This window comes from Bacillus sp. TE8-1 (assembly GCF_008368855.1).
GTDB lineage: Bacteria > Bacillota > Bacilli > Bacillales > Bacillaceae_G > Bacillus_A > Bacillus_A cereus.
The window spans coordinates 145645-158995 of sequence record NZ_QPET01000015.1 but is presented as its reverse complement, the minus strand read 5'-3'; the positions used below and the strand labels follow the sequence as shown (position 1 = coordinate 158995).

Below are 13351 nucleotides of genomic sequence, written 5' to 3'. Positions count from 1 at the left end.
AATGAAAAACTTACAAAGTAAAACAGTATTAAGTAATGGTGTAGAAATGCCTTGGTTCGGTTTAGGTGTATTTAAAGTAGAAGAAGGACCAGAACTTGTAGAAGCAATTAAATCAGCAATTAAAGCAGGATACCGCAGCATCGATACAGCTGCAATTTACGGAAATGAAAAAGCTGTAGGTGAAGGAATTCGTGCAGGTATTGAAGCGACTGGTATTGCAAGAGAAGAATTATTTATTACTTCAAAAGTATGGAACGCAGATCAAGGATATGAAACAACAATCGCTGCATACGAAGAGAGTCTAAAAAAATTAGGACTAGATTATTTAGATTTATATCTTGTTCACTGGCCTTCAGAAGGAAAATATAAAGATACATGGAGAGCGCTAGAAACACTTTATAAAGAAAAGCGCGTACGTGCAATTGGTGTAAGTAACTTCCAAATCCATCACTTACAAGATGTAATGAAAGATGCAGAAATTAAACCAATGATTAACCAAGTAGAATACCACCCTCGTTTAACACAAAAAGAACTACAAGCTTTCTGTAAAGAACAAGGTATTCAAATGGAAGCATGGTCACCACTAATGCAAGGTCAATTATTAGATAACGAAACATTACAAGAGATTGCTGAGAAACACGGTAAAACAACAGCTCAAGTTATTTTACGTTGGGATCTTCAAAATGGAGTAATCACAATTCCAAAATCAACGAAAGAACACCGTATTATTGCAAACGCTGATGTATTTAACTTTGAATTAACGAAAGAAGATATGGAAAAAATCGATGCGTTAAATCAAAATCATCGCGTTGGTCCAGATCCTGATAACTTCGATTTCTAAGATTAAAGTAAGAAAGAAAAAAGAGTGCTTTTATGCACTCTTTTTTTGTGCATAAAAATATTTTCTAATTAAATACTACTTAGTATTAAGTTTGTTATTAAGGGGCTGTAAACATGAATATAAAGCAATCGTTCAAACTTTTAGCTATGTTTTTAAGTGTCTTATTTGTATTATTCCCACTTCAAAAAGCATTCGCAGAAGTTATGGATCATACAAAGTATGAAATGAATTGGAGTTATAGTAAGTCAAAGAAGAAACCAATTCGAACAGAACTTATTAAAACGGCAGATGGAAAAATTGCATTTTGCTTAAATGTAGATTTAAAATCTCCGAGTGGTCAAGATTTACCAGAAATGGGTAAAGTGGATATTAATGTGTACCGTGTACTGTTGAATGGATATCCACAAAAGAGCCCACAAGAATTAGGAGTATCTGATTGGAGAGAGGCGCATTACGCAACGCAGCTTGCAGTATGGAATGCGTTAAAACAAATCGATATTAATGATTTAGACTTCCGTAATAAAAATGTAGAAAAGGTAACGAAAGATATCGTTGCAAAAGCAAGTGCTAGTGAAGAACTACAAGAAATTACGATGAGTGTAACTCCTACAGAAGAACAAGAAGCAGTATTAAAAAATGATTTCTTTGAAACAAGCTTATATACAGTAGAAACAAATGCAAAAAGCGGAACGTATAAAGTGCAAGCAACAGGTGCACCAGCGGGCGTGAAATTTGCAAATGAAAAAGGCGAAACAAAAACAGAATTTAATGTAGGAGAAAAGTTCCGCATTTTAATTCCGAAACAAACACCAGCTGGTGGATTTAGCTTTAAAGTATCAGGAAATTTAACGAAATTACAAGGGATTGCGCATAAAGGTACACCGACTATTCAAAATGCAGTAGTATTACTTGAGCGTAGTGAAGAAAAAACAAGTCCAGAGTTAGCGGTAAGTTGGAAAAAGGCTGAGGCTCCAAATAAACCAAATAAGCCATATACTCCAAATGAACCGCATAAACCGAATCAAAAGAGATAATGAAAAAGCATTGGTATATGCCAATGCTTTTTCATATGAATTCTTTAAAGGTATATTAAGATAATAATTAATCGAGTGAAACACTATTCTAATGTTTGAAAAAGTATTTAAAAATAATAAAATATGGAGAAATCTAAACGTTACAATAAATGGATTTTATTCACGAAATTGTAACATTATTCTAATTAGAGAGGCTATCAAACAAAGTGTAAAGCGTGTACAATTCAGTTGGAAAAACTACCTATAGATGGTCATATATGAAGAAAATGTAAAAATCTATTGTTGTTCACATTTTTAGATGTATAGATGACAATACTGAAAAATATCTTTTACTATTCTCTTTTTTATGTAGCAAGAGAACTCATCACAAATAGAGGGAAGTGAGGAGGGCATATTACATAAAAATTTTACAATGTAAGAAAGCGAATACATGGAGGGAAATGCGGTAGTAATAGATACAGGTGCGCGAGGTGTTAGTCTATTCATTAAATGTTTTTATAAAAATAATAGGATTTTTTATTAAATGGATATATAGGATAGTTTCTCTAAATAAAGGAACAGGGGACACAGATTATGTCAAAGAAGAAAAAGAGTAGGGTATTAGTAGCTGGTGTTTGTTTAGCTACGTTATTAACGCCATATGGACTTGAATTACCTAAGGTGTATGCAGAGATGACGATTGAAGATAAAGAGAAACAGCAAGAAGAGCGAGTGTATCAATTACTGCCAAAAGGTGATGTAGAAGGGATGCGTGAGTTGCATCAGCGTCGAATGAGTTTTTCTCCTTATGAGCCAACGGGCATTTATGTAAAGTCAGGTGAAGAAGTAGTTATTCAAGTAGAAGGGACTCAACAGATTAAAGCTTATATTGGTACATATTCTTATGAAAAAGAAGAACCTAAACAATTCAATTTAAATCCTGGTGAGAATAAAATTTCTTCTTCAAATGGGGGACTATTATACTTTTACAATTATCACAACACAGCAGAAGTAGTCGCTAAAGTGAAAAAAGGTGGTACACCAAACCCTTTATTTATTTTAGGAAAGCATACGACAAAAGATTGGAAGCGTATGTTGGCAGAAAACCCTGATCCATATGCAATAGAAATGAAGGGAGAAAATAGTTTATTAACTATGCATCCTGAAACTGTGGCGGAACATTTGAAGCAAGAAGATCCAGCTGCGCTATTAAAGAAGCACGATGAAATAATTAATATAGAACATAAGATATCAGGTTTATCAAAAGATGGTGCGGGTGTTGCGAATCAAGGTAAACATTCCATTCATTTTGTTGAAGACTGGTATACAGACGATTATATGTATGCGACTTATTATCGAACAGCTTATAGTAAAGGCAATTTAGAGTCAGTACTAAATCTAGAAGAGTTAACCAATGATGGATGGGGGCCTTGGCATGAAGTTGGACATCAACATCAACAAGACACTTGGTTATGGGATGGACTTGGAGAAGTAACCGTTAATATTTATTCTTTGGCAGTTCAAACTACATTCGGGCATAAAACAAGGTTAGAGCAAGAGGGGCGCTATGAAGCTGCATTTGCTTATTTAGGTAAACCGGATGCACAAGAAAAGATGAATGAATTTGAGAAATTAGTTATGTTTTGGCAGTTGCATTTAGCCTATGGGGATCAATTCTATCCAAATTTACATCAAATGTATCGTTTGTTACATGATACAGAACTGCCTAAATCTGATGAAGAGAAAAAGCAGATGTTTATTTATATGACGTCAAAAGTGGCAGGACAAAATTTAATTCCTTTCTTTGATAAATGGGGATTAATTGCAAATGATGCTACAAGAGAAAAGATTGAAAAATTAAATTTACCAAAATTAGAAAAAGAAATATGGTTATCTACAGATAGCAATCCAATTCGTGAAAAACAAACTGAGTTATATGAAGTTCCATATGGCGAGCCAAATAATGAAAAAATACAAAATGTGGTAATCGGTACTACATATGATGAGGAAAAAGCAAAGGAACTTGTACAGAATTTAGGAGAAGGTGTAAAGACAACAGGTGTGATTATGCAAGATAAGCCTGAAGTTGGAGAAAAAACTGTAAAAGTAGAAATTATAGATGAAAAAGGTAATAAGAATTTAATTCCTGTTGTGGTGAATGTCGGTTATGAAAATGGTATAGTCTTCCAAGGTGATGGGAATAAGATACGTTCTATCGTAACGGCTAATTATAATACGAAAAAGCTACAGGCAACATTTACGGACTCTAAAGTTCATTATCGTTTTGAAAACGAAAAATATATGGGAATAACGATATATGATCGAAGTGGAAATGTAAAGAAAAGCATTTCAGTAGAAGGGCAAGAGAGTTCGAAAAACTTTGCAAATCAATTAAATGGCTTAGATTTCGCATATGGTGATGTTGTCGAAGTATATCATGCGGAATCAGATCGATTAAACTGGTATCAAAATAACGAATTTGTAGGCAAGGGGAAAGGGAAAGCGGAACAAAAGTTTTACTTTAAAATAACGGAGCAAGGTTTCGAGAGAGTCGAAGCTCAGCAACAAGTAACAGCAGTACCGCAAAAGGTAGTAATTGGAATAGACACTGAAAAATTAAATGCAAAAGACTTTGTTCAAGTAAAAGATGGAGAAGTAATCGGATTTGTAGAAAAACCAAATACAACAAAAATCGGTGAACAAAAAGTAAAAGTAGAAACGAAAGATCGTTTTGGAAATAAGCAAGTAACAGAAGTGCCAGTAGAAGTGGTTTATGGAGATAGTATTGCATATGCAGGATATGGCGATGATATTGCTTCAATCGTAACTTTAAAGCACGAAGAGAAGAGATTCCATGCAACTGATATGGATAGCGAAATTCATGAGTATTTTAATAAAGAGCTATACATGGGAATCACGTTATATGATGGAGCAGGAAAAGAGAAGAAACATGTAACAGCAGAGGGACAAGAAACATCAGAGAACTTTGCGAAGCAAGTGAATGGTATGCAGTTCGAGTATGGAGATGTAGTGAAAGTATTCCACGCAGAACCGGTTCGTTTGAAATGGTATCAAAATAATACACTTACTGGTCAAGGTGAGAAAAAAGGGGCAAAAGAACTATTCTTCAAAGTGACAGAAAAAGGCTTTGAGAGAATGGATATGTTGCAAGAAGTAACAGTGAAGCCTCAACAAGTAATAGTTGGAACGGATGTAGAAAAGTTAGATGCGAAAAACTTTGTTGAAATAAAAGACGGAGAAGTAGTAGGTTTTGTAGAAAAGCCAAATACAACAAAAATTGGTGAACAAAAAGTAAAAGTAGAAACGAAAGATCGCTTTGGAAATAAAACGGTGACGGAAGTTCCGGTGGAAGTGATTTACGGAGATAGTATTATGTTCTTTGGTACAAGTTATGGAGGAACAAATATTAAATCAGTTGTAACGTTAAATCATGAAGAAAAGAAATTCAGTACAACGGGTGCAGAAGGTGCAGCGCATACGTCATTTAAAGACGAAAAGTATATGGGAATGACTGTATACGATAAAGATGGAAAAGAAAAGAAAGAAGCATCAGTAAAAGGATCTGAAAATACAAAAGGGTTCGCAGAACAATTTAATGGCATGGCCTTTGAATATGGGGATATGGTAAAGATATACCAAAAAGAGTTTGATAGATTTAAAGTATATAAAAAGAATGAACTAGTGGATACGGAATACGGTGTTCATGAAGTGATGTTTAAAGTTACAGAAAAAGGCTTTGAGAAAATGGAAGCTCAGCAAGAAGTAACACTGGTACCGCAAAAAGTAGTAATTGGAACAGACGCTGAAAAATTAGAAGCAAAAAACTTTGTTCAAGTGAAAGACGGAGAAGTAGTAGGGTTTGTAGAAAAGCCAAATACAACAAAAATCGGTGAACAAAAAGTAAAAGTGGAAACGAAAGATCGCTTTGGTAATAAAAAGGTGACAGAAGTTCCATTAGAAGTGATTTACGGTGATAGTATTATGTTCTTCGGTACAAGTTATGGAGGAACAAATATTAAATCGGTTGTCACGTTAAATCATGAAGAAAAGAAATTCAGTACAACAGATTCAGAAGGTCCAATGCATACTTCATTTGCAGATGAGAAGTATATGGCGATGACTGTATACGATAAAGATGGAAAAGAGAAGAAAACTCTATCAGTAAAAGCATCTGAAAATACAAAAGGATTTGCGGAACAATTCAACGAAATGACGTTTGAATATGGAGATATAGTAAAAGTATATCAAAAAGAGTTTGATAGATTTAAAGTATATAAAAAGAATGAACTAGTGGATACACAGTATGGTGTTCATGAAGTGATCTTTAAAGTGACAGAGCAAGGTTTCGAGAGAATGGAAGCTCAACAAGAAGTAACGGTAGTACCGCAAAAAGTAGTAATTGGGACAGAAGTTGAAAAATTAAATGCAAAAGATTTTGTTCAAGTAAAAGATGGAGAAGTAATTGGATTTGTAGAAAAACCAATTACGACAAAAATCGGTGAACAAAAAGTAAAAGTGGAAACGAAAGATCGCTTTGGAAATAAGCAAGTGACGGAAGTTCTCCTGGAAGTAACATATGGAGATAGCTTACTTGTATATGGGTTAAGCTATGGTGGTGACGATATGAAATCAATTGTAACGTTACATCATGATGCGAAAAAAATGAGTGCGACGGATACGAGTAATTTGATTCATGATTATTTTGGAGATGAGAAGTATTTTGCATTCACTCTGTACAACAGAGAGGGAAAAGAGAAGAAAAATATAGAGGTAAAAGGGCTGGAGAGTACAGAAGCTTTTGCTAAGGAAATAAACGGACTAGCGTTTGAATATGGAGATGTGGTGAAAGTGTATCATGCTGAATCTTCACGCTTACACTGGTACAAAAAAGATGTATATGCGGGAGAAGGAAAGAATAAAGAGATAAAGGAACTAGTCTTCAAAATTACTGAAAACGGCTTTGAAAGAATGGAAGCTAAGCAAGAAGTAACAACTGTACCGCAAAAAGTAGTAATCGGAACAAACGCTGATAAATTAGATGCCAAAAACTTTGTTCAAGTAAAAGACGGAGAAGTAATTGGTTTTGTAGAAAAACCGAATACAACAAAAATTGGTGAACAAAAAGTAAAAGTAGAAACGAAAGATCGCTTTGGAAATAAGAAAGTGACGGAAGTTTCATTAGAAGTAACATATGGAGATAGTATAGTATATCAAGGTGTAGCTAATGTAACACGTTCAATCGTTACGTTAAATAATGAAGAAAAGAAATTACATGCGACATTTACCGATGATGAAATACATTATCGTTTTGTAAATGAACAGTATATAGGACTTACGATTTATGATAAAAATGGAAAAGAGAAGAAGCATGTAACGGCAGAAGGACAAGAGACTTCAAAGAATTTTGCTGGGCAAGTAAATGGAACGGCATTTGAGTATGGAGATGTACTGAAAGTATACCATGCGGAACCGAGTCGTTTGAATTGGTACAAAAAGAATGAGTTATTTAAAAAAGAGGATGCGATGAAGGGGCAAGAAATATCCTTTAAGATTACTCAAAATGGATTAGAGCAAGTGCAATAATAAGAAAAAGCTCGTAAAACATAATGTTTTACGAGCTTTTTTTATTATTCAGCTTCAGAAACTACTGTGAAGCGTTCATTTACGTGTTTTGGGTTTTCTATTTCATCAAGTGCTGCAACTGCGAAGTCTTCGTAACTTACGTAGCTATCACCTTTTGAGTTAACAAGGAGATTGTCTTTGCCAGCTTTGTAAGAACCAGTGCGTTTTCCTAATGCGAATAGTGCAGAAGGGCTGATGAATGTCCAAGTGATATCATTTGTTTGTTGTAAGATTTCTAGGTTTTTACCTTGGTTTTGAGCTGTTGCAAGGTATTCGCCTGGGAAACCTGATGTCTCAAATACACGTGTTGTTTTCTCTTCGTCTACAAATAAGCTTCCAGCGCCACCAACTACAAGTAATTTTGTATTTGGTGCACCTTTCATAGCTTCAATTAGTACGTTTCCTGCATCTACGTGAAGGTGTTCTTGTCCTGCTGGAGCGCCAAATGCATTTACAACTACGTCGAATGCTTGTAGGTCGTTAGATGTAAGAGAAAATACGTCTTTTTCTAAAACTTTTACGTTTTCTTCTGTAATTTTTGCAGCGTTTCTTACGATTGCAGTTACTTCATGTCCACGATCTAATGCTTCTTTTAAAATACGACTTCCTGCTTTACCAGTTGCTCCGATAATTCCGATTTTCATAATAAATCCCTCCAAAGTGTTTTGTTAAAGTGTATATCTGAAAGTAAATGAATTTGTTGTAATTAGGTTTGTTACAACCTGTTGTAATCATTATAGTTACAGGTTGGCATTTTTGTCAATAGGGTTGTTTGTGAATTTATTTTTTGTTTTAGTATGCACAGTTAGAGGGAGGGTAGTCAGTCATAAAGATATTGTTACTGTGAACCTGGCTAATATTTGGAAATTGCAAATTGTCGAAAAATGTTGATTTTTGAATGTTTTTTAAATATAATTCGTTTTATGGAGAAAAGGAGGGGTTAATTGTATGAATATTTTAGAGCAATTTATTTCATCAACAAATACAATTCTTTGGTCATATATTCTTATTGCAATGTTAATTGGTTTAGGTCTTTATTTTTCTATTAAATTGAAATTCGTACAAATTACTCATTTAGGGGAAATGGTTCGACTAATGAGTGATGGATTAACTGGAAAGACGCGTAAAAAAGGTAGTGTATCTTCTTTCCAAGCGTTTTGTATGAGTTCAGCAGCTCGTATTGGTATCGGTAACTTAGCTGGTGTAGCATTAGCTATATCTATGGGAGGACCTGGAGCTGTATTTTGGATGTGGGTTATTGCGATTATCGGGGCTTCTTCAAGTTTCGTAGAAAGTACGCTTGCCCAAATTTATAAAGTAAAAGATGGCAGTGGCTTCCGTGGTGGTCCTGCTTATTATATGGAAAAAGGTTTAAATAAACGTTGGATGGGAATTTGGTTTTCTATCCTTATTACAGTTAGTTACGGTTTAATTTTTAACTCAGTACAAGCGAATACAGTAACATTAGCGTTTGAAAATGCATTTGGTTTAGAGCGTTATATTGTTGGTATTGTACTAGCTGCATTAGTTGCGGTTATTATTTTTGGTGGTGTAAAAAGTATTGCACGTATGTCGGAAATGATTGTTCCACCAATGGCGCTTATTTATATTGCAGTAGCGGTTTTTGTTGTCATTAAAAACTTCTATTTAATACCAGATGTGTTTACGGAAATCTTTAAAGGTGCATTCGGTTTAGATTCAGCTGTAGGTGGCGGTATCGGTGCTGCGATGAAATATGGTATTCAGCGCGGATTATTTGCGAACGAAGCAGGTATGGGTAGTGCGCCGAACGCGGCAGCAACAGCTGATGTAACGCATCCAGCAAAACAAGGTTTTATTCAAACGATTGGAGTATTAGTAGATACATTCTTAGTGTGTACATCAACAGCATTTATCGTACTATGTTCTGGTGCGTATAAAGCAACGAATTTAGAAGGTATTGAATTAACACAAAATGCATTAAGTTCACAAATTGGCCCATGGGCGAGCAGTTTCTTAGCGATTATTATTTTCTTATTTGCATTTAGTTCACTTCTAGGAAACTACTATTATGGTGAAACAAATATTGAATTCATTAAGCAAAGCAAAACGTGGTTAACAATTTACCGTATTGCGGTAGTTGGAATGGTATTATTCGGTTCTGTTGCGACGCTTCAAGTTGTATGGAATATGGCAGACTTATTTATGGGTCTAATGGTAATCACGAACTTAATTGCGATTACACTTCTTGGCCGATTTGCGTATGCAGCATTAGCAGACTATGTAAGGCAAAAGAAACAAGGGAAAGATCCAGTCTTCAGTGCAGATTCTATTCCTGGTTTAACGAATACAGAGTGTTGGGATAAGTCAGCGGTAACGGATAAAGAAAAAGCAGTGTAAATGAAAAGGCGAGCATCGAGGTGAATTCGATGCTCGCCTTTTTTGTTGTAGTAAATGATGAAAAGGGTGAGAGGTAGTTATCAATATAACTTTTTTTGTTTGTTTCTCTCGTTATTTATGGGGAACGTACTATTTTAAAAGTATGACTGGTCGAAGAGGATAAGTGATTGAGTATTGGATAAATGCATGTAATAGCTATATTTTTATGGAAAAACACGTATGTTAAGATAATTAACATACTCATGTCATAAAACCTTACATAAAGTTCTTGATTACTTAAAGTTTTTAGAATATAATTTTCTTATTGTTAGGAAGAGGGGGCAATACAAATATGGATTTTTTAGCTAGGGTAATTGGGGATGTAAATAATATCCTTTGGTCATATGTCATTATTGCGATGTTAATTGGGTTAGGGCTCTATTTTTCATTTCGTGTGAAATTTGTCCAAGTTCGTTACTTCGGTGAAATGATTCGTTTGCTTGGGGATGGAGCAAGCTCGAAAACGAGGAAAGCGCAAAAAGAGAAGAGCGGCGTATCATCATTCCAAGCGTTTTGTATGAGTACAGCTTCTCGTGTAGGTACTGGTAACTTAGCTGGTGTAGCTATTGCGATTTCAGCAGGTGGTCCAGGAGCAGTATTTTGGATGTGGTTAATTGCGGTAATTGGGGGTGCTTCTGCATTTGTAGAGAGCACATTAGCGCAAATTTATAAAGTAAAAGATGGGAATGCATTCCGTGGGGGCCCAGCGTATTATATGGAAAAGGGTTTAAATAAACGCTGGTTAGGTGTTGTGTTCTCTGTTCTAATAACAGTAAGTTTCGGATTGATTTTTAACGCTGTACAGTCTAATACTGTAGCAGCTGCCTTTGATGGTGCATTTAAAACAGATAGCAGATTAGTAGGTCTTGTTATGGCTGGTTTACTTGCGGTTATTATTTTCGGCGGAGTAAAACGAATTGCTCGCGCGGTTGAAATGATAGTTCCAGTAATGGCAATTATTTATGTAGCAGTGGCATTATTCGTTGTTGTAACAAACATTACGGCAATTCCATATGTATTTAAAGAAATTTTCTTACATGCTTTCGGAATTAAAGAAGTAGTAGGCGGAGGATTAGGAGCTGCGATTTTATTAGGGGTAAAACGTGGGTTATTCTCAAATGAAGCAGGTATGGGTAGTGCGCCGAACGCAGCAGCGACTGCAAACGTAACGCACCCAGTTAAACAAGGTTTCATTCAAACTTTAGGGGTATTTACTGATACATTATTAATTTGTAGTTGTACAGCATTTATTATTCTTTTATCAGATGTGCATAATGCAGCTGATTTAAATGGAATTCAATTAACGCAGCAGGCGTTAAGTCAACATATCGGTCCATGGGCTTCTATATTTGTAGCAGTTGCGATCTTCTTGTTTGCGTTCAGTTCATTAGTAGGTAACTACTACTATGGTGAAACAAATATTGAATTCTTAAATGGAAGTAAAGTGCTATTAAATGCATACCGCATTGCTGTACTTGGTATGGTTATGCTAGGGTCTGTAGCGACAATTCAAATCGTTTGGGATTTAGCAGATTTATTTATGGGAATTATGGCTGTTATTAACTTAGTAGCAATTGTATTCCTTTCTAAGTACGCTTTCGCAGCGTTATCAGATTATATTAAGCAAAAGAAACAAGGGAAAGATCCAGTCTTTTATGCGGAGTCTATTCCAGGTTTGAACAATACAGAGTGTTGGGATAAGCCAGCGGTAGCTGATAAAGAAAAAGCAGTATAATGAGGTGAGCATCAAGTGAAACTTGATGCTCATTTTTTGTTGGTTCAGCTATTTGTGTGAAGTGAAACTCCTGCTCATTAAAGTTTCGCTTTATAATGAAAAAGACGAACATTCATGAATGGTTCATAATAAAATGTATTTTTTTAAGAAAAGTGCGGATATGAGTTGTGATTTATGTTAGAATGGAAAATGCCTTTGAAATAAGAGGTTTTATGATCTTTTCTATCCGATTGAAGATTTTGGAGGAGAAATGGAAAGTTCGGATTATTTCTTGTTTTGAATGGTCAGACGTTCAACGTTAATGAAGAGTTAAATGGAGGATTTTATTAATGAAGTTTGTTATGTTCCTTGTAGGATTACTCGTTGTATTTGTACTCGGTTTTCTTATAAGTGCCGATCGAAAGAAGATTAAGTATAAACCAATCGCAATTATGCTTATTATTCAGCTAGCATTATCTTATTTCTTATTAAATACGCAAGTTGGTTATATTTTAGTAAAAGGAATTTCAGATGGATTTGGCGCACTTCTTGGATATGCGGAAGCTGGAATCGTTTTCGTATTTGGTGGTCTTGTTAATAAAGGAGAGGTTTCATTCTTCTTAACAGCGTTATTACCAATCGTATTCTTTGCGGTTTTAATCGGAATTCTGCAACACTTTAAAATTTTACCGATATTTATTCGTGCTATTGGTACGTTGTTAAGCAAAGTAAATGGTCTAGGAAAACTAGAATCATATAACGCAGTAGCAGCTGCCATTGTTGGACAAGCAGAAGTATTTATTACAGTAAAAGATCAATTAAGTAAAATCCCAAAACATCGTTTATATACATTATGTGCATCTTCTATGTCGACAGTGTCGATGTCAATCGTTGGTTCTTATATGAAAATGATCGAACCGAAATATGTAGTAACAGCACTTGTATTAAATTTATTTAGTGGTTTCATTATCATTCATATTATTAACCCGTACGATATTACAGAAGAAGAAGATACACTGAAATTAGAAAATAAGAAAAAACAATCATTCTTTGAAATGCTGAGCGAGTACATTATGCTTGGTTTCACGATTGCGATTACAGTAGCAGCTATGTTACTCGGTTTCGTAGCATTAATTACAGCAATCAATAGCTTGTTTGATACAATGTTCGGTATTACATTCCAAGCTATTTTAGGATATATTTTCTCACCATTAGCATTCGTAATGGGCATCCCGCAAGCAGAAATGGTAACAGCGGGACAAATTATGGCAACAAAATTAGTATCAAACGAGTTTGTTGCGATGCTTGACCTTGGAAAAGTAGCTGGTGATTTATCGGCTCGTACAGTTGGTATTCTTTCTGTATTCCTTGTATCATTTGCGAACTTCTCATCTATCGGAATTATCGCGGGTGCAACGAAAGGTATCGATGAAAATCAATCAAATGTTGTATCATCATTTGGTCTACGCCTTGTGTACGGTGCGACATTAGTAAGTATTCTATCAGCGATTATCGTTGGTGTTATGTTATAAAGTGAAACTTTAATGAATGGGGTGGCTTTATCCCCGTTCATTATTAGCCCTCACCAATCGGGATAAAAAAGGGTGGTCCTAGCTCATAGCTAGGGCTATTTTTATGGTAAATTTACATGAAAAAACCAATTAATTAGGAATATATTAACATATAAAAATCTTTTAAAATTTATATTGCATTTCATCTAGA

General features: G+C 35.0%; 7 protein-coding genes. 6 read left to right on the top strand and 1 reads right to left on the bottom strand.

Annotated features, from left to right (window positions below; all coding sequences use genetic code 11):
* The first annotated feature begins 1 nt into the window (after position 1).
* From DN404_RS16560 to DN404_RS16550, 3 genes are all read left to right on the top strand, one after another.
* Positions 2 to 841 carry an aldo/keto reductase gene (locus DN404_RS16560; protein WP_000793568.1) on the top strand — a complete coding sequence of 280 codons (840 nt, stop codon included), beginning with the start codon at positions 2 to 4 and terminating at the stop codon, positions 839 to 841.
* A gap of 113 nt (positions 842 to 954) precedes the next feature.
* Positions 955 to 1875 (top strand): thioester domain-containing protein, encoded by a 921-nt coding sequence (locus DN404_RS16555; RefSeq protein ID WP_149215241.1) that lies wholly within the window; start codon positions 955 to 957, stop codon positions 1873 to 1875.
* Positions 1876 to 2448: 573 nt separating this feature from the next.
* Positions 2449 to 7458, top strand: coding sequence for a putative mucin/carbohydrate-binding domain-containing protein (locus DN404_RS16550; protein WP_149215240.1), 5010 nt, complete (start codon positions 2449 to 2451; stop codon positions 7456 to 7458).
* A gap of 44 nt (positions 7459 to 7502) precedes the next feature.
* Here DN404_RS16550 and DN404_RS16545 read toward each other — a convergent pair whose 3' ends face one another.
* The gene (locus tag DN404_RS16545; RefSeq protein ID WP_049107568.1) at positions 7503 to 8141 is read right to left on the bottom strand and encodes an NAD(P)-dependent oxidoreductase; all 639 of its coding nucleotides are present in this window, start codon (positions 8139 to 8141) and stop codon (positions 7503 to 7505) included.
* Positions 8142 to 8445: 304 nt separating this feature from the next.
* Between DN404_RS16545 and DN404_RS16540 the strand changes: the two genes are divergently transcribed.
* From DN404_RS16540 to DN404_RS16530, 3 genes are all read left to right on the top strand, one after another.
* Complete coding sequence (locus tag DN404_RS16540) at positions 8446 to 9876, top strand: alanine/glycine:cation symporter family protein (RefSeq protein ID WP_149215239.1); 1431 nt, start codon at positions 8446 to 8448, stop codon at positions 9874 to 9876.
* Between the two features lie 331 nt (positions 9877 to 10207).
* A complete protein-coding gene (locus tag DN404_RS16535; protein ID WP_000346413.1) occupies positions 10208 to 11650 on the top strand; it encodes an alanine/glycine:cation symporter family protein in 1443 nt (480 codons plus the stop codon).
* Positions 11651 to 11979: 329 nt separating this feature from the next.
* Entirely contained in the window at positions 11980 to 13161 is a 1182-nt protein-coding gene (locus tag DN404_RS16530) for a NupC/NupG family nucleoside CNT transporter (protein ID WP_000673841.1), read from the top strand.
* Positions 13162 to 13351 lie beyond the last annotated feature (190 nt).